This is a genomic window from Pseudomonas sp. 8O (assembly GCF_902506495.1).
Taxonomy (GTDB): domain Bacteria; phylum Pseudomonadota; class Gammaproteobacteria; order Pseudomonadales; family Pseudomonadaceae; genus Aquipseudomonas; species Aquipseudomonas chaetocerotis.
Genome location: NZ_LR733265.1, coordinates 1,292,486 through 1,310,386, shown reverse-complemented (window position 1 = coordinate 1,310,386; position 17,901 = coordinate 1,292,486). Strand labels below are relative to the sequence as shown.

At 62.4% G+C, this 17,901-nt stretch carries 16 protein-coding genes; 5 read left to right on the top strand and 11 right to left on the bottom strand.

From position 1 onward, the window contains the following. Window positions 1-4: 4 nt before the first annotated feature. On the top strand, window positions 5-361 hold the full coding sequence (gene folB, locus GV002_RS19605) for a dihydroneopterin aldolase (protein WP_160019936.1): 357 nt from the start codon (window positions 5-7) through the stop codon (window positions 359-361). After that, entirely contained in the window at window positions 352-885 is a 534-nt protein-coding gene (folK, locus tag GV002_RS19600) for a 2-amino-4-hydroxy-6-hydroxymethyldihydropteridine diphosphokinase (RefSeq protein ID WP_160019935.1), read from the top strand. Before folB ends, folK begins: the two co-directional genes overlap by 10 nt. A 116-nt stretch (window positions 886-1,001) precedes the next feature. Here the strand turns inward: folK and GV002_RS19595 are convergent, their stop codons facing one another. The 11 genes from GV002_RS19595 to GV002_RS19545 form a co-directional block, all read right to left on the bottom strand. Further along, complete coding sequence (locus GV002_RS19595) at window positions 1,002-2,234, bottom strand: multifunctional CCA addition/repair protein (protein WP_160019934.1); 1,233 nt, start codon at window positions 2,232-2,234, stop codon at window positions 1,002-1,004. Between the two features lie 113 nt (window positions 2,235-2,347). Beyond that, a complete protein-coding gene (locus GV002_RS19590; protein ID WP_160019933.1) occupies window positions 2,348-3,913 on the bottom strand; it encodes a SpoVR family protein in 1,566 nt (521 codons plus the stop codon). Window positions 3,914-3,923: 10 nt separating this feature from the next. Next, window positions 3,924-5,195 (bottom strand): YeaH/YhbH family protein, encoded by a 1,272-nt coding sequence (locus GV002_RS19585; RefSeq protein ID WP_160019932.1) that lies wholly within the window; start codon window positions 5,193-5,195, stop codon window positions 3,924-3,926. Window positions 5,196-5,306: 111 nt separating this feature from the next. Then, on the bottom strand, window positions 5,307-7,229 hold the full coding sequence (locus GV002_RS19580; RefSeq protein WP_160019931.1) for a PrkA family serine protein kinase: 1,923 nt from the start codon (window positions 7,227-7,229) through the stop codon (window positions 5,307-5,309). Between the two features lie 280 nt (window positions 7,230-7,509). Continuing rightward, a complete protein-coding gene (gene glpE, locus GV002_RS19575) occupies window positions 7,510-7,839 on the bottom strand; it encodes a thiosulfate sulfurtransferase GlpE (RefSeq protein ID WP_160019930.1) in 330 nt (109 codons plus the stop codon). A 40-nt stretch (window positions 7,840-7,879) separates the two neighbouring features. Beyond that, window positions 7,880-8,698, bottom strand: coding sequence for a symmetrical bis(5'-nucleosyl)-tetraphosphatase (locus tag GV002_RS19570; RefSeq protein WP_075750080.1), 819 nt, complete (start codon window positions 8,696-8,698; stop codon window positions 7,880-7,882). Continuing rightward, window positions 8,698-9,078, bottom strand: a complete 381-nt coding sequence (gene apaG / locus GV002_RS19565) for a Co2+/Mg2+ efflux protein ApaG (RefSeq protein WP_160019929.1) — start codon at window positions 9,076-9,078, stop codon at window positions 8,698-8,700. The genes GV002_RS19570 and apaG overlap by 1 nt, the downstream gene beginning before the upstream one ends. 29 nt (window positions 9,079-9,107) lie before the next feature. After that, on the bottom strand, window positions 9,108-9,917 hold the full coding sequence (rsmA, locus tag GV002_RS19560; protein WP_160019928.1) for a 16S rRNA (adenine(1518)-N(6)/adenine(1519)-N(6))-dimethyltransferase RsmA: 810 nt from the start codon (window positions 9,915-9,917) through the stop codon (window positions 9,108-9,110). A gap of 204 nt (window positions 9,918-10,121) precedes the next feature. After that, window positions 10,122-11,135: a 4-hydroxythreonine-4-phosphate dehydrogenase PdxA gene (gene pdxA, locus GV002_RS19555; RefSeq protein ID WP_160019927.1), complete on the bottom strand. Its 1,014-nt coding sequence runs from the start codon at window positions 11,133-11,135 to the stop codon at window positions 10,122-10,124. A 96-nt stretch (window positions 11,136-11,231) separates the two neighbouring features. Continuing rightward, window positions 11,232-12,524 carry a peptidylprolyl isomerase gene (locus GV002_RS19550; RefSeq protein ID WP_160019926.1) on the bottom strand — a complete coding sequence of 431 codons (1,293 nt, stop codon included), beginning with the start codon at window positions 12,522-12,524 and terminating at the stop codon, window positions 11,232-11,234. After that, window positions 12,505-15,318, bottom strand: coding sequence for an LPS-assembly protein LptD (locus GV002_RS19545; RefSeq protein WP_160019925.1), 2,814 nt, complete (start codon window positions 15,316-15,318; stop codon window positions 12,505-12,507). Before GV002_RS19545 ends, GV002_RS19550 begins: the two co-directional genes overlap by 20 nt. A 124-nt stretch (window positions 15,319-15,442) precedes the next feature. On the opposite strand from GV002_RS19545, the gene GV002_RS19540 reads away from it, so the two are divergent. Genes GV002_RS19540 through GV002_RS19530 form a run of 3 tightly spaced genes read left to right on the top strand, consistent with a single transcriptional unit; the run spans window position 15,443 to window position 17,898 of the window. Further along, entirely contained in the window at window positions 15,443-16,468 is a 1,026-nt protein-coding gene (locus tag GV002_RS19540; RefSeq protein ID WP_160019924.1) for an aminoglycoside phosphotransferase family protein, read from the top strand. Continuing rightward, window positions 16,465-17,136, top strand: a complete 672-nt coding sequence (murU, locus tag GV002_RS19535; RefSeq protein ID WP_160019923.1) for an N-acetylmuramate alpha-1-phosphate uridylyltransferase MurU — start codon at window positions 16,465-16,467, stop codon at window positions 17,134-17,136. The genes GV002_RS19540 and murU overlap by 4 nt, the downstream gene beginning before the upstream one ends. Beyond that, window positions 17,137-17,898 carry a DnaJ domain-containing protein gene (locus tag GV002_RS19530; protein WP_160019922.1) on the top strand — a complete coding sequence of 254 codons (762 nt, stop codon included), beginning with the start codon at window positions 17,137-17,139 and terminating at the stop codon, window positions 17,896-17,898. Window positions 17,899-17,901 lie beyond the last annotated feature (3 nt).

Here is a 17,901-nt window from a genome sequence, read left to right as displayed (position 1 = left end):
GCGGGTGGACAGAGTATTTATCGAGGGGCTGGAAGTCGACACGGTGATCGGCGCCTACGATTGGGAGCGCGACATTCGTCAGTGCCTGCGTCTGGACCTGCAGATGGGCTGGGACAATCGCCCCGCCGCAGCCGGTGACGACCTCAACCTGGCGCTCGACTACGCCAGCGTGTCCACGCGTATCCAGGCCTTCGCGGCCGAGTCGCAGTTCATCCTGGTCGAGACCTTCGCCGAACGGCTGGTGCAGACCCTGATGGATGAATTCAACATTCCCTGGATGCGTCTGAAGCTGACCAAGCCCGGCGCGGTGCCAGCCGCACGCGGTGGCGTGGGCGTGGAGATCGAGCGCGGATGCCTCTGACACGCGTCTTTCTCGGCCTCGGCAGCAATATCGAGCGCGAGGCTCACCTCGTCGCGGGGCTCGATGCACTGACGTTACTGCTCAGTGATATGCGCTGCTCGCCGGTGTTCGAGAGCCATGCCGTAGGCATCAAGAGCGGCAATTTCTTCAATCTGGTGGTGGTGGGCGAGACGGAGCTGCCGCTTTTGGAGTTGGACCGCCGCCTGAAATTCATCGAAGCCGACAATGGCCGCTACGCGCCGGACCGCAAGGGGTTGCCGCTGGACATCGACGTGCTGCTGTATGGTGAGCAGGTCGGTAATTTCAACGGCCTGATCCTGCCGCGCGCGGAAATTCTCAAGAACGCCTTCGTGCTCTGGCCGCTGGCGCTGTTGGCACCGCAGCTACAGCACCCGGTGGATGGTCGTTCGTTCGCCGAGCTGTGGGCTTCGGCGCAGATTGATCAGCAGCTCTGGCCGGCGGCCTTCCAGTGGCGCGGTGTCGAGCTGACGCCGGTAGAGTTGCTGCAGACGCGCCCTGCGTAGCCCGGGTGCAATCCGGGGATCGGCCTCAGAATCGCCCAGGATTTCATCCGGGCTACAGCTGCTGCGGCGGTCTGTAGGAGCCGGCTTGCCGGCGATGATCGCCCGCAAGCGGGCCCCTACGAGGGGGCATGTTGCGCTTTGTAGGCCTTGAGCGCTTGCAGGCGTTCGCGGTTGAGCGCCTCGCCCAGCTCTGCACCCTTGAATCCTTTCTCCAATAGCGGTTTGACCGGCACTTGCCGGGCAGCCTCGGCAGCGCCCAGGAGGTAAGCTGCCTGCGGGTAGTCGCGTTGCTCCAGGCCCAGGCGACCGCGCGCATCCATCTCGCAGGCCGCGACGAATTCGGCGAAGCGCTGCGGGCGGCGAAACACGTCGAAACGTTGCAGCAGTTCCAGTAGCGTCGAGGGGCGCAACTCCAGTGCGCGATGGCCATGGGTATGAAACTCGCCGACCAGCATTGCCAGCTCGGCGCAGTCGCGGGGTGCTTTGCAGCGCTCGTTGATCGCCTGGATCAGTGGCAGGCCTTTGGGCTCGTGGGCGATATGCCGTGGCCATTCGGCCTCCGGTGTGAGGCCTTTGCCGACGTCATGCAGCAGGCAGGCCCAGCGCACGTTCAGCGGCTGGTCGTGCTCCGCACACTGGCGCAACACGCACTGCACATGCACGCCGGTATCGATTTCTGGATGGTGTGCCTGCGGTTGCGGCACACCGAACAGATCGTCGACTTCCGGCAGCAGGGCGGCCAGCGCGCCGCAGTCGCGCAGCACCTGGACGAACACATCCGGGCGCGGCTCCATCAGGGCGCGGGATATTTCCTTCCAGCTGCGCTCGGCTGTGAGGTGGGCCAGCTCGCCGGATTCGGCCAATTGACGCATCAGCTCAAGGGTTTCTGGCGCGACGCTGAAACCGAGCGGTGCATAGCGAGCGGCGAAGCGGGCCACGCGCAGGACGCGCAGCGGATCTTCGGCGAATGCCGGCGAAACGTGGCGCAGGATGCGGGCCTCAAGATCTTGCTGGCCGCCATAAGGGTCGATCAGGTTGCCCTGGTCGTCCTCGGCCATGGCGTTGACGGTCAGGTCGCGGCGGATCAGGTCTTGTTCCAGGGTGACGTCGGGGCTGGCGTGGAAGGTGAAGCCGCCATAGCCGCGCCCGCTCTTGCGCTCGGTGCGGGCCAGTGCGTACTCCTCGCCCGTTTGCGGGTGCAGGAACACCGGAAAGTCGGCGCCCACCGGACGATAGCCGAGTTCGAGCATTTGCTCGGCGCTGGCGCCAACCACGACCCAGTCCACTTCACTGATGGGACGGCCGAGCAGGCGATCGCGCACGGCGCCGCCGACTGTGTAGATCTGCATGTCTGTTCCTCCACTGAGCGCAGAGGATACCGAAGATCGAGGTGGGACGCGCCGTGTGGGCCGGTTTATGGGGCCAGGGCGCGATCATGGCCGGCAGCTGGACCTGCAACCGCTCAGATCGGCGGAATGATCAGGTCCAGCCTCGGGTATTCGCTGTCGTTCTCCGAGCTGCCGCGTGGTGGTACATGCTGGGTGGTGATCAACTGGTCGCCCTGGCAGACCTCCAGGTGAATGTCGAAGCCCCACAGCCGGTGCAGATGCTTGAGTACTTCGCCAGTGGAGTCACCCAGTGGTTTGCGGTCGTGTTGCTGATGGCGCAAGGTCAGCGAGCGGTCGCCGCGGCGGTCGATGTTCCAGATTTGCACGTTAGGCTCGCGATTGCCCAGGTTGTACTGCGCGGCGAGCAGCTCACGGATGGTGCGATAACCCGGTTCGTCATGAATGGCCGGTACCAGCAGCTCGTCCTTCTGGTCGTCGTCGAGAATGCCGAACAGCTTGAAGTCGCGAATCACCTTGGGCGAGAGGAACTGCAGAATGAAGCTCTCGTCCTTGAAGCTGTTCATGGCGAACTTGAGCGTGGTCAGCCAGTCGCTGCCGGCGATATCCGGGAACCAGCGTTTGTCTTCTTCGGTGGGGTTTTCGCATATACGGCGAATGTCGCGGTACATGGCAAAACCCAGGGCGTAGGGGTTGATACCACTGTAGTAGGGACTGTCGAACGGCGGCTGGTAGACCACGCTGGTGTGCGACTGCAGGAACTCCATCATGAAACCGTCGGTGACCAGGCCTTCGTCGTACAGATCGTTCATCAGGGTGTAGTGCCAGAAGGTGGCCCAGCCTTCGTTCATCACCTGAGTCTGACGTTGCGGGTAGAAGTACTGGGCGATCTTGCGCACGATGCGAATCACCTCGCGCTGCCAGGGCTCCAGCAACGGCGCGTGTTTTTCCAGAAAATAGAGGATGTTTTCCTGCGGTTCGGCGGGGAAGCGCTTGTTGTCCTTCTCGCCACCCTTGTCCGCGTTCCTGGGAATGGTGCGCCACAGGTCGTTGATCTGCTTCTGCAGGTGTTCCTCGCGTTCCTTCTGGCGCCGGCGCTCTTCTTCGGCAGAGATGGGGTAGGGGCGTTTGTAACGGTCGACGCCGTAATTCATCAGCGCGTGGCAGGAGTCGAGCAGCTCCTCCACGGCGTCGATGCCATAGCGCTCCTCGCACTGCATGATGTACTGCTTGGCGAACACCAGGTAATCGATGATCGAGCTGGCGTCCGTCCAGGTACGGAACAGGTAGTTGCCCTTGAAGAAGCTGTTGTGGCCGTAGCACGCGTGGGCAATCACCAGTGCCTGCATGCAGATGGTGTTCTCTTCCATCAGGTAGGCGATGCACGGGTCGGAATTGATCACGATCTCGTAAGCCAGGCCCATCTGCCCGCGCCTGTAGCCTTTCTCGGTAGCGAGGAAATGCTTGCCGTATGACCAGTGGTGATAGCCCAGCGGCATGCCGACCGAAGCATAGGCATCCATCATCTGTTCGGCGGTGATCACTTCGATCTGGTTGGGGTAGGTGTCCAGCGCGTAACGCTCGGCGATGCGCGCGATCTCCTTGTCGTACTGGCGGATCAGGTCGAAGGTCCACTCCGAACCGGTGGACAGCGGTTGGCGTTTTTTGGCTGTAGCGCTCATGGCATTGACCTCAACTCACCAGGCGACGCTGGAACAGTTCGCGGAACACCGGGTAAATGTCCGCGGCGGACACCAGCTGCTGCTGGGCGAAGCTGTCGGCGAAGGCTTCGGCCACCTGTTCGTACTCGAACCACAGCGCCTGGTGCTCACGTGGGGTGATCTCGACGTAGGTGAAGTACTGCACGAACGGCATGATCTGGTTGATCAATATATCCCTGCATACCGGTGAGTCGTCATTCCAGTTGTCGCCGTCCGACGCCTGGGCGGCATAGATGTTCCACTCGTTGATCGGGTAGCGCTCGGCCATGACTTCCTGCATCAGCTTCAGCGCGCTGGAAACGATGGTGCCGCCGGTCTCGCGGGAGTAGAAGAACTCTTCCTCGTCGACCTCTTTTGCACTGGTGTGGTGGCGGATGAACACCACGTCGATCTTGTCGTAATTGCGCTTGAGGAACAGGTAAAGAAGGATGAAGAAGCGCTTGGCCACATCCTTGGTGGCCTGGGTCATGGAGCCGGAAACGTCCATCAGGCAGAACATCACCGCCTTGGAGCTGGGGTTGGGCTGCTTGGTCAGCAGGTTGTACTTGAGGTCGAAGGTGTCGAGAAACGGCACGCGATGGATGCGCACGCTGAGGCGTTCGATTTCTTCGTGAATGGCCTGTATATCGCCGAAGTTGTCCGGCTCTTCACGTCGCAGTCGCTCCAGTTCGGCCTTGGCTTCGCGCAATTTGGCGCGGCTGGAACCGGACAGGGCGATACGCCGAGCGTGGGCCGAACGCAGGGTGCGCACGATGTTGATGCGTGAGGGGTTGCCCTCGTTACTGATGCCGGCGCGCACGGTCTTGAAGGTTTCCGCGCCGGTCAGGTGGCGTTTGACCAGATTGGGCAGCTCCAGGTCCTCGAACATGAAGTCGAGAAATTCCTCCTGGGTGATCTGGAAGACGAACTCGTCCATGCCCTCGCCGGAGTTGCTCGCCTTGCCACTGCCGCGTCCACCGCCGCCGCCTTGTGGTCGTGGGATGCGCTCGCCGGTGGTGAATTCCTTGTTGCCGGGGTGGACGATGGTCTGCTTGCCGCCACGGCCGTGATGCAGCACTGGCTCATCGATATCGCGGCCGGGAATGCTGATCTGCTCGCCGTGCTCCATGTCGGTGATGGAGCGCCGGCTGACGGCTTCCTCCACCGCCTTCTTGATGTGTTCACGGTAACGCCGCAAAAAGCGCTGGCGGTTCACCGTGCTCTTGTTCTTGCCATTCAGGCGCCGGTCGATCACATAGCTCATAAGCCCCTCCGGGGCGGCTTCAAGCTGCAAGCCGCAAGCTGCAAGTAAGCGAAGGGCGTCCAGCGCTCCCGCTCGTTCTTGCCGCTTGAAGCTTGTAGCTTGCGGCTGCTGTTATTGCGATTTGCGAACCCGCAGGTACCACTCCGACAGCAGGCGCACCTGCTTCTCGGTGTAGCCGCGCTCGACCATGCGTTTGACGAAGTCGTTGTGCTTCTGCTGATCCTCCTTGCTGCCCTTGGCGTTGAAGCTGATGACCGGGAGCAGGTCCTCGGTGTTGGAGAACATCTTCTTCTCGATGACCACGCGCAGCTTCTCGTAGCTGAGCCAGGTGGGGTTCTTGCCGTTGTTGTTGGCGCGGGCGCGCAGCACGAAGTTGACGATCTCGTTGCGAAAATCCTTCGGGTTGCTGATGCCGGCAGGCTTTTCGATCTTCTCCAGCTCCTCGTTGAGCGCCACGCGGTTGAGGATCTCGCCGGTCTCCGGGTCGCGGTACTCCTGATCCTGAATCCAGAAGTCGGCGTACAGCACATAGCGGTCGAAGATGTTCTGACCGTATTCGCTGTAGGACTCCAGGTAGGCGGTCTGGATTTCCTTGCCGATGAACTCGATGTAGCGCGGCGCCAGGTACTCCTTGATGTAGCGCAGGTAGCGCTCGCGCACCTCGGCGGGGAACTGCTCCTGCTCGATCTGCTGCTCCAGCACGTACAGCAGGTGCACCGGGTTGGCGGCGATTTCGTGCGGGTCGAAGTTGAACACCTTGGACAGGATCTTGAAGGCGAAGCGGGTCGACAGGCCGTTCATGCCCTCATCGACACCCGCGCTGTCGCGGTACTCCTGGATCGACTTGGCTTTCGGGTCGGTGTCCTTGAGGTTCTCGCCGTCGTAGACGCGCATCTTCGAATAGATGTTGGAGTTCTCCGGTTCCTTCAGGCGTGACAGGGTGGAGAACTGGGCAAGCATCTTCAGGGTGTCCGGCGCGCAATGGGCCTTGGCCAGCGAGCTGTTGATCAGCAGCTTGTCGTAGATCTTGATCTCGTCGGTCACGCGCAGGCAGTACGGCACCTTGACGATATAGATACGGTCGATGAAGGCCTCGTTGTTCTTGTTGTTACGGAAGCTGTGCCACTCGGACTCGTTGGAGTGGGCCAGCAGTATGCCGCTGTAGGGAATCGCGCCGAGGCCTTCGGTGCTGTTGTAGTTGCCTTCCTGGGTGGCGGTCAGCAGCGGGTGCAGCACCTTGATCGGCGCCTTGAACATCTCGACGAACTCCATCAGGCCCTGGTTGGCCCGGCACAGCGCGCCCGAGTAGCTGTAGGCGTCGGCGTCGTTCTGCGGGAATTCTTCCAGCTTGCGGATATCCACCTTGCCGACCAGAGCGGAGATGTCCTGGTTGTTCTCATCGCCTGGTTCAGTCTTGGCCACGGCGATCTGGTTGAGGATCGACGGGTACAGTTTGACCACGCGGAACTGGCTGATGTCGCCGCCGAACTCCTGCAGGCGCTTGGTGGCCCAGGGCGATATGATCGAGTTGAGGTAGCGGCGCGGAATGCCGTAATCCTCTTCGAGGATGGCGCCATCCTCGGTGGCGTTGAACAGCCCCAGGGGCGACTCGAATACCGGTGAGCCTTTGATGGCGTAGAAGGGCACCTTCTCCATCAGCTGCTTGAGCTTCTCGGCCAGCGAGGATTTACCGCCGCCCACCGGGCCCAGTAGATAGAGAATCTGCTTCTTCTCTTCCAGGCCCTGAGCGGCATGGCGGAAGTAGGAGACGATCTGGTCGATGCACTCTTCCATGCCATGGAAGTCGGCGAAGGCCGGATAACGGCGGATGACCTTGTTGGAGAAGATGCGTGACAGGCGTGAATCGCTGGAGGTGTCCAGCAGTTCCGGCTCGCCAATGGCCATCAGCAGGCGCTCGGCCGCAGTGGCGTAGGCGCTGCGATCCTGTTTGCACAGTTCGAGGTACTCCTGCAGCGAGTACTCCTCCTGGCGGGTCGCCTCGAAACGTTGTTGGAAGTGACTGAAAATGCTCATGACTTCACCTCGCTCGATGCTGAAAGCTGGCTCGGGATCGGTCGTGCAGGTGCTGGGTAACCCCGGCCTAGAGACAAGTCGGGAAGAATCCCCCAAAACCTAAAAGTCGTTACCGATGGCCCGATGCCGGTTGGCCGGCTCTACCTTGAGTGGGATGGCCTGAGTAACAGAATAGTTCGTTCTGCCGAGGGTCAAGGGCTGGGTAACGATAACTGGATGTTACCGTACGTCGGGAAGTGGCGGCAGACCAGAGCGGGCGCGGCTTGCCGCCTGGAGAAATTTATTCTTCGCTGCTTTGAGCCGTTTCGCTCGGGTAAGTGGCGCGCCACAGTTCGAAACCGCCGTCGAGGCTGTACACCTCGGAGAAGCCCTGGCCGACCAGATAGGCCGCTGCGCCCTGGCTGGAGTTGCCGTGGTAGCAGGACACGATCAATGGCGCGTCGAGGTCGGCGTGGGTGATGAAATCATGCAGGGAGTGGTTGTCCAGGTGACGCGAGCCGCTGATATGGCCATTGGCGAAGCTTTGCGGGTCGCGAATGTCGACCACGACGGCACCCTGGGTGCGCAGCTCCTGCGCCTGTTGTGGAGAAATGCGTTTGAACTCGCTCATGTTCGTTGCCTTCGAGTGATTCGTGGGGCGCCTCTGGCGCTTATTCCTTGGGACAGGTGCAGCGGTGAAGTGCTCCGCTGTCGACATCGAGCAAGGTCATCGCACCGCCCCAGACGCAGCCGGTATCCAGCGCGTAGAGGCCGGGCTCCGTGCAGTTGCCTTCCAGCGCTGCCCAGTGACCGAAGATGATCTTCTCACCGCGCATCTTGCGCTGCGGGTGGCTGAACCAGGGGGCGAAGCCGGGCGGGGCGCTGCCAACACCTTCCTTGCTCTTCAGATCCAGCGTGCCATCGGCCTTGCAGAAGCGCATACGGGTGAAATAGTTGGTGATCACCCGCAGGCGAGTCACGCCGTGCAGTTCCTTGTTCCATTTGGCCGGTTCGTTGCCGTACATGCCGTCGAGAAACAGCGGCAGACGGGCATCGTCACGCAACGCTTCTTCGACCTCGGCTGCGCGGCGTAGCGCCTTGCTCAGCGTCCATTGTGGAGGGATGCCGGCATGTACCAGGGTTACCTTGCGCTCGGCGTCGTGGTGCACCAGCTTCTGCATGCGCAGCCAGTCGAGCAGGTCGTTACGATCCGGCGCATCGAGAATCTCGCGCAGGGTATCGCCCTTCTTCAGACGTTCGATATTGTGCGCTGCGGCCAGCAGATGCAGGTCATGGTTGCCCAGTACACAGGTGATCGCATGACGAATGGAGTAGAGAAAACGCAGAGTCTCCAGCGACTGCGGGCCGCGATTGACCAGATCGCCGACCAGCCACAGCTGGTCTTGCGCCGGATCGAAAGACACTTGTTCGAGCAGGCACTTGAGCGGTTTCAGGCAACCCTGCAGGTCGCCGACGGCATACACCGCCATCAGTGAAGTGCCCCCGGTACGGCGAGGCGAAACGGAGCGATGGTCGCATCGAAGCGTTTACCGTCCTCGGCGAGCATCTGGTAGCTGCCCTGCATGGTGCCGACCTGCGTGGCCATGACCGTCCCGCTGCTATAGGTGTGGCTGGCGCCGGGTTCGATGTGCGGCTGCTGGCCGATCACCCCGGCGCCGCGGACCTCCTGCACACGGCCATCGCCGTCGGTGATGATCCAGTGACGCGACAGCAACTGAGCCGGTAGCTCGCCGTTATTGGCGATGGTCACGGTGTAGGAGAACGCGTAGCGGTTCTGCTCCGGCTGCGATTGGGCTGCCAGGTAGCGGGTGGTGACGCTGACGTCGATCTGATAACGAGGGTCGGACATGCGCGTGATCCGTTTAGCGTGATTGCAGTTTAGTCCTGCTCGGCCGAAGGCTGCAGGGCCAGCTGGTCGGCCAGGCGGACGAAGGCGGCCAGATCCAGCTGCTCGGGGCGCAGGCTGCCGTCGACGCCTGCCGCTTCGATGGCCTCGGCGGGCAGCAACTGCTTGAGCGTGTTGCGCAGGGTCTTGCGGCGCTGGTTGAAGGCTTCACGCACGACGCGCTCGAGCAGGTGATGGTCCTTGGCCGGGTGCGGCAGGGTTTCATGCGGCACCAGGCGGACGATGGCCGAGTCGACCTTGGGCGGCGGGTTGAAGGCCCCGGGGCCAACGTTGAACAGATGCTCCACGCGGCAGTGGTACTGCACCATGATCGACAGGCGACCCCAATCTCCACCGCCTGGGCCGGCGGCCATGCGCTCGACCACTTCCTTCTGCAGCATGAAGTGCATGTCGCGAATCAGCGGTGCGTTGTCCAGCAGATGGAAAATCAGCGGCGTGGAGATGTTGTAGGGCAGGTTGCCGACCACGCGCAGGCTGCGTGGCGCCGCTTCGAGGCGGGCGAAGTCGAATTTCAGTGCGTCGCCCTGATTCAGGCGAAAGCGCGGATTGTCACCGAACTTGCCTTGCAGGATAGGGATCAGGTCGAGGTCGAGTTCGATCACGTCGAGCTGCGCGCCGCTGCCGAGCAAGCCCTCGGTAATGGCACCCTGGCCTGGGCCGATTTCCAGCAGGTGCTCGTCCTCCTTGGCGCGAATGGCGCGCAGGATACGGTCGATCACCCCGGCATCATGCAGAAAGTTCTGGCCGAAGCGCTTGCGCGCGCGGTGTTGGTATTCGGACATGGCGACAGCTCCAAGTCTCAAGCTGCAAGCATCAAGCAGGCGCCGAGAGCGATAAGGCAAAGTCACGCAGTTTAACAGCGAAAGATGCTGCGGCTGTAGGCGCGCGCGGATTTTGTGACCCTGACGGGCCGTAGCCCGGATGCAATCCGGGAAAGCATGGCGGCGATGGCCCTGGATTGCATTGGGCCATATGGCCGGTCGTGATCAACCCGCCGCTAGTGGCTTGCTGCGGGTGGCTGCTGCCATCTGGTAGGCCGTCTCTAGCGCCACCTGCAGGCTGCCGGTATCGATATTGCCGGTGCCGGCCAGATCCAGGGCAGTGCCATGATCCACCGAGGTGCGGATGATCGGCAGGCCCAGCGTGACATTGAGCGCCGCGCCGAAGCCCTTGAACTTGAGCACGGGCAGGCCCTGGTCGTGGTACATGGCCAGTACGGCATCTGCATGTTCGAGATACTTCGGTGTGAACAGGGTGTCGGCCGGCAGCGGTCCCATCAGGTTCATGCCTTCGCTGCGCAGACGCTCCAGTGTCGGTTCGATGATCTCGATTTCCTCGCGGCCCAGATGACCGCCTTCGCCCGCGTGCGGATTGAGCCCACACACCAGGATGCGCGGCTCGGGGATGCCGAACTTGCCTTGCAGATCGGCATGCAGGATGCGCGTGACGCGTTCCAGGCGCTCGGCGGTGATGGCGGCTGCGACGTCTTTCAGCGGCAGGTGCGTGGTGACCAGCGCGACGCGCAAACCACGGGTCGCCAGCATCATCACCACTTGCTGGGTATGGGTGAGTTCGGCGAGAAACTCGGTGTGGCCGGAGAAGGCGATGCCCGCTTCGTTGATCACGCCTTTGTGCACGGGGGCGGTGATCATCCCGGCAAATGTCCCGTCCAGGCAGCCCTGGGCTGCGCGGGTGAGGGTTTCCAGCACGTAGGCGGCGTTGGCAGGCGTCAGTTCGCCGGGGGTGGCAGGGGCCGCCAGCGGCGTATCCCAGACATACAGGGCACCTGCTGCTGCAGGGCCGTCTGGCCATTGCTGTGGGCCTGCGGTCAGCAATTCGATATTCAGCCCCAGCTGTTTTGCGCGGTCTGCCAGCAGCTTGCGACTGGCGATGGCGACCAATGGCGCAGGTTGTGCCTGCTGCGCCAGCAGCAGGCACAGATCGGGGCCGATGCCGGCTGGCTCGCCGGGTGTGAGGGCAAAGCATTGCTGCGCAGTCATGGTCGCTCTCTGTAAAGGCTGGGGCGTCAGTTTACGCTGCAGGGCCGATCACGAAAAAGCCCGGCACTTGGCCGGGCTTTTGGGGCGATACCGCTATTACAGCTTGGTCTCGACGTAGGCTTCGTCGCGGATCTGGCGCAACCAGGCCTGCAGTTCCTCGTCGTACTTGCGGTTGCGCAGCAGGTTTGCGGCCTGTTGTTCGCGGAACTGCGCGCTGCTGTCGGTGGCGCGGCGGCCCATGACCTGCAGTACGTGCCAGCCGTACGGGCTTCTGAAGGGTTTGGACAACTCGCCGCTGGGAGTATCGTTCATCACTTCGCGGAATTCGGGAACCAGCGCGTTGGGGTCGATCCAGTTCAGGTCGCCCCCATTGAGCGCGGAGCCCGGATCTTCGGAGAAACTCTTCGCCAGTTCGGCGAAGTCCTCGCCAGCGACGATGCGGTCATGCAGGCGCTCGACCAGGCGAAGGGCCTCTGTCTCGCTGCGAATCTCGCTGGGCTTGATCAGGATGTGGCGAACATGCACTTCGTCACGTACCTGGGTGTCGCCGCCGCGTTTCTCGATCAGCTTGAGGATGATGAAACCGCCCGGGGTTCGCACCGGCTCGGTGACTTCGCCCGGATTCAGCTGGCTGATCATGCTGTCGAACGGAGGCGGCAACTGGCCGGCCTTGCGCCAGCCCATTTCACCACCTTCCAGGGCGTTCTCGCTGGCAGAGCGAGAGACGGCCAGTTGGGCGAAGTCCGCGCCTTGCTGCAGTTGCTGATACAGCTCCTGCGCCTGACGATCGGCAGCCTGGATTTCGCTGGAGGATGCACCCTCGGAAACCGGGATCAGGATATTGGCCAGACGGAACTCTTCCGACAGCTGCATCTTGCCCAGATCAGAGGCGAGAAAGTTCTGCACTTCCTGATCGGTGACCTGGATGCGTTCGGCCACGCGGCGCTGGCGCACGCGGCTGATGATCATCTCGCGACGAACCTGGTCACGGGCGTCGGTATAGGACAGGCCGTCACGTGCCAGCGCTTCGCGGAACTGCTCCAGGCTCATGCCGTTACGCTGGGCGATGGTACCCATGGCCTGGTTCAGCTCTTCGTCGGTGATACGGATGCCGGAGCGATCGCCGATCTGCAGCTGGATGTTCTCGATGATCAGGCGTTCGAGCACCTGCTGGCTGAGTACGTTATCGGGAGGCAGGGCGCCGCCGCGCTTGTCGATGGTCTGTTGCACTTCACGCAGGCGAGCGTCGAGTTGGCTCTGCATGACCACGTCGTTGTCGACGATGGCCACGACGCGATCCAGTGGGCGAACCTGGGCCTGAGCCGTTGCCGCCAGCAGTGCTGCGCCCAATAACAGGGGGCGCAGGCGATCAGAAAGCTTGGTCTTCACGTTCACGGTAACCTTGAATGCCTTGGTCGAGGAAAGATTCCACCTTGTTGCCAACAACGCCGCCGAGGCCCTTGAGGACGATCTGCAGGAAGATGCCGCGGTCCGGCTCGTCGTTGCGCGATGGGTCGAGGCTGACTTCGTCGTAATCGATCCAGTAGCGGTTGATCAGGCGCAGTTTCCAGCAGCAACTGTCGTATTCGAAACCACCGAAGGCTTCGAGGGTACGGTTGCGGCCGTAGTCGTACTGCCAGCGCGAGATCAGGCTCCACTGCGGAGCCAGCGGCCAGATGACGGAGAAGTCATGCTGGTCGATCTTGTAGTAGTTCTTGATGTAGTTGGGGTTCGGCTGTCCGTTGCCCAGCGTTGGATTGCCATAGTCCGGGTTAGTGGTCCAGGTGCCACTGTCACGGTCGTAGCGCAGGGTGTCGTTGCGGTAGCGATAGCCGAAGTTGACGATCTTGTTCGGATTGGCTTCCGGCTGGTAATGGAACATTGCGCTGCCCGAGCGGGTGCTGTGCTGGTCCGGATCCCAGTTGAAGGTCGAGGAGAAGCGCCAGTCGCGGTTGAATCGATACAGGTACTCCAGTGCGTACGGAGATACATCTGAGGTGGCATCCTGGCGGCCGCGATAGTCGATCCCCGGCATCTGCACCTTGCGGTCTTCGAAGTAGAAGGCTTGTCCGATGCTGAAACGCTGACGCTCGAAGCCGTTCGACTCGACCCAGCGGCTGGTCACGCCCAGCGACAGCTTGTTCTCGTCACCGATGCGATCCTTGCCGCTGAAACGGTTCTCACGCCACAGCGAGGCGTAGCTGAAGGTCGGCTCGCCGGTGTCGAAGACCGGGATATCGGTCTGGTCTTCTTCAGGCACGTAGAGGTAGAACGCACGCGGCTCCAGGGTCTGGCGGAAGTCCTTGCCGAACAGCTGGGTGTTGCGGTCGAAATACAGACCGCTGTCGACGCTGAACAGGCCCACGCCGCGGTTGGGCGAACGCTTGTAGTCGACACCGAACCACTGATTGTTTGGATCGTTTGTCGCCAGCTCAGATTTACCCTTGCCATCCAGGTTGATCTGGTACTGCGTCTGCAGATACTTGACCTGAGGTTTGACGAAGCCCCAGCTCCAGTTCAGCGGCAGGGCAACACCTGGTTCCAGGTGCAGACGTTCACCGTCTGCGCGGTTAAGACCGGTCAGGCGTTCGTCATACCAGAGGTCTTGCGGACGACCGGTCACGCCGTCCTCGTCGACGAAGAAGCCCGAACGCAGGTTGCGATCGAAGCGCACGTATTCGGTGCCGTAGGTGAAGTCCAGGCCACCCGGATTGAACGGCAGCTTGCCGTCCAGGGTGATCTGCGGCAGACGATCATAAGGCGTCACATCGGTGATGTTGGCCAGTTCGTATGCATGCACGTTCAGGCGTGCGGTATAGCTGCCACCGCGATAGGTCAGGGTGCCGCGCTGGTCGACGTAGGTTTGCTTGTCGATGCCCAGGTCGGTATCGAGATCCTGGAAGTAGTAGGGGTCGCTGATATTGGTGTAGTCGACCTCGGCGAGCAGGCGCGAGTTGAGCCCCTGCTTGTGCTGCCAGCTGTACATCCAGCGCTGATCTTCGTACTCGGACTGCAGTTTGCGCTCGTCTTCGCTGTCGTTCAGCCATGCGCCGCCGACCTGGCCTTCGCTGCTCTCGGTCAGGTAGCGGAACTCACCTTCCATCAGCAGGCCGCGTTGGGCCATGTAGGTCGGGTACAGCGTGGCGTCGTAGTTCGGCGCCAGGTTGAAGTAGTACGGCGTTTGCAACGAGAAGCCGTTGCTGCTCGACGTGCCGATGCTGGGTGGCAGGAAGCCGGACTGGCGACGGTCGTCGATCGGGAAGTAGATGTACGGGGTGTAGAACACCGGAATGTCCTTGACCCGCAGTGTGACGTTGGTCGCGGTGCCGAAGCCGGTCGCCGGGTTCAGGGTGACGTTGTTGCCTTTCAGGTGCCAGGCATTGTCGCCCGGTTCGCAACGGGTGTAGGTGCCATCCTTGAGGCGGATGATCGCGGTCTCTTCGCGCTTGGCGTAGAGCGCGCTGCCGCGCACGTGGGCCTGATGCATCACGTATTCGGCGTTGTCGATACGGGCTTCGCCGTTATCCAGCTGCAGTTCGGCGCGGTCGCCGACCACCAGCGTACCCTTGTCGCGCAGACGCACGTTGCCGACCAGTTCACCACGGTTTTCCGTCTGGTGCAGGCTGGCTTCGTCGGCCTCGACCTGCATGCCGGACTGACGCAGGACGACGTCGCCTGCGAGCGTGGCGATCTGCTTTTCCTGCTCGAAGCGCGAGGCCTTGGCGGAAATGAACATCGGTGCCTCGTCCAGTGGCGTGGTGTCATCCATGCCCGGACGCAGCGGCTCGACGTAGGTGCCTGCGCAGTAAGGACCGGCCTCGGCCAGTTGCGCGGCAGTCAACTTGTCGCGCGGGACCCAGTCCAGGTGACTGTAATCAGGACTGCGCGAGGCGAGGGCACGGCCCTTGCTTTCGGTGACCAGCACCGGGGCAGCATCCTGCTTGGCTACGGCCTCGCTGGTGGCGCCACCTACGCTGACAGCATCACGGCTGTGCACCGGGCGCGGAGGCAGGGCGCTGGCCGCCGATTTCGGCGCGCAGGCCCAGCCGCCCGTGGGTGACGCCTGGCAATCGTATTGCTCGGCGGCAAAGGACTGTAGGCTGAACGCGGGCTGTAAGGCCAGGAGGCTGCCGGTGACCAGCAGCGGGAATTTTTTGCGGAACGCGGGGTATTTTACTGCCATCTTGTTAGTCCGGGCTTCCTGCGCGCTATCGGCCCAGGGGCCGCACGCCTCTCGATGGGCTGAAAAAGATGCTGGATAATAAAGCATGACCCGCGCAACGGCTAGCGCCGTCGGAGACCCCTTGATGTCTGAACACGATGTACGTCTGCAACAGCTGCAAACCTGGCTCGTCGAGCAATTGCCCTCCCTCTTCGCGGCACGCGAATGGGGAGCGGTGCCTGAGGCCGAACTCACTCCCGCCAGCAGCGATGCCAGCTTTCGCCGCTATTTTCGTTGGCAGGCCGGTGAGCGCAGCCTGATCTTGATGGATGCGCCGCCACCTCAGGAAAACTGCGAACCCTTCGTGCGTATTGCTGCATTGCTGGCCAGCGCCGGTGTGCATGTGCCTCAGGTGTTGGCTGCCGATCTCGAGCAGGGCTTCCTGATTCTCGATGACCTGGGCCGCCAGACCTACCTGGACGTGATAAACGAACACAATGCCGACGCGCTGTTCGACGATGCCATCGAGGCCTTGCTGCAGCAGCAGCGTTTACCGCTCGACAGCCATCTGCCGCATTACGACGAGGCGTTGCTGCGTCGTGAGTTGCAGCTGTTTCCCGAGTGGTACGTCGAGCGCCATCTGGGGCATGCCTTTACACCTGAGCAGGAAGCAGCGTGGCAACGTATCAGCCGCCTGTTGATCGACAGCGCCCTGGCACAGCCCAAGGTGGTGGTGCATCGCGACTTCATGCCGCGCAACCTGATGCAGAGCGGGCCTAATCCCGGCGTGCTGGATTTCCAGGATGCCGTCAACGGCCCGGTCACCTATGACATCACGTGTCTGTTCAAGGATGCGTTTCTCAGTTGGCCCGAGGTGCGCGTGCAAAGCTGGCTGCAGGACTACTGGCAGCGTGCCAAGGCAGCGGGCATTCCGGTACAGGCATCGTTCGACGACTTTATGCGAGCCAGTGACCTGATGGGCGTGCAGCGTCACCTCAAGGTCATCGGCATCTTCGCGCGCATCTGCCACCGCGATGGCAAGCCCAAATACCTCGGCGATGTGCCGCGTTTCTTCTCTTATATAGAGGCTGTGCTGGCGCGTCGGCCGGAGCTCGCCGAGTTGGGTGAGCTGTTCGCCAGCCTGGCGAAAGATGAAGGGGCACGTGCATGAAGGCGATGATCCTCGCGGCGGGCAAGGGCGAGCGCATGCGTCCTTTGACGCTGCATAAGCCAAAACCGCTGGTGAAGGCGGCGGGCGTGCCGTTGATCGAGTATCACATCCGTGCGCTGGCGGCCGCTGGTTTCACCGAACTGGTGATCAATCATGCCTGGCTCGGCCAGCAGATTGAGGATTACCTCGGCGATGGCTCGCGCTTCGGCGTGCATATCGTCTATTCCCCCGAAGGTGAGCCACTGGAGACGGGTGGCGGCATCTTCAAGGCGCTGCCGCTGTTGGGTGCCGAGCCATTTCTGGTGGTCAATGGCGATATCTTCACCGACTACGCCTTCGCCGCACTGCGTGAGCCGCTCGCCGGTCTGGCGCATCTGGTGCTGGTGGATAACCCGGCGCATCACCCGCAGGGCGACTTCGTGCTGGCGGCGGGGCAGGTTCGTGACGGTGAGGCGACAGGCGAGCGGTTGACCTACAGCGGTCTCGCCGTGCTGCACCCGCGTCTGTTCGGCGCTTCTCAGCCCGGTGCCTTCAAGCTGGCGCCGCTGCTGCGTGAGGCGATGGCGGCCGGGCAGGTCAGTGGCGAGTATTATGGCGGCTGCTGGGTCGACGTCGGTACGCACGAGCGCCTGGCCGAAGTCGAGCGTTTGTTGCAGGAGGCGCGCTAGGTGTTGTGGCCGGCCACCATGCTCGGGGCTGCCGCCGGCCTCGCCCTGGCCAGTATCCCAGGTGCTCTGCTGGGCGGTCTGCTCGGACAGGTGCTGGACCGTCGTCTGCGCCTGCATGGCTGGGACAATCTGCGTGAGCGTTTGGGCGGTCGCGCGGCGCCGACGGATGACGATTTGCTGTTTCTGATGCTGGGGCGTCTGGCCAAGAGCGATGGCCGGGTGGTGCAGAGCCATATCCAGCAGGCGCGCTCGGAAATGCAGCGGCTGGGGTTGGACCCGGTGGCTCAGCGTCGCGCCATCGAGGCTTTCTCCCGTGGCAAGACCGGGCGTGACAACCTGCGTGCGCCGCTGCAGCGTCAGCGTGAGCGCGCCGATCTGTTGCTGCGAGCCTGCTGGCGCATGGCCTGGGTCGATGGCCGGGTGTCGGCCAGCGAGCATGAACTGATCCTGCTCTGGGGCAAATGGCTCGGCTGGGACAGTGCCCGGCTCGATAGTCTGGGTGAGGAGTACGCGCCGCGTCGCAGTCAGCAGCCGGCACCGGCTGGCGGCAGTTACCAGGAAGCGCTGCGGTTATTGGGTGTGAATGAAGGCAGCGAGCCGGAGCAGATCAAGCGCGCTTACCGGCGGCTGCTCAGCCGGCATCACCCGGACAAACTGGCCGGCTCCGGCGCCTCGCCCGAGCGCATCCGCGAAGCCACCGACACCACGCGCCAATTGCATCAGGCCTACGCGCTGATTCGCCAGCGCCGGGGGATTCGCTAGCCG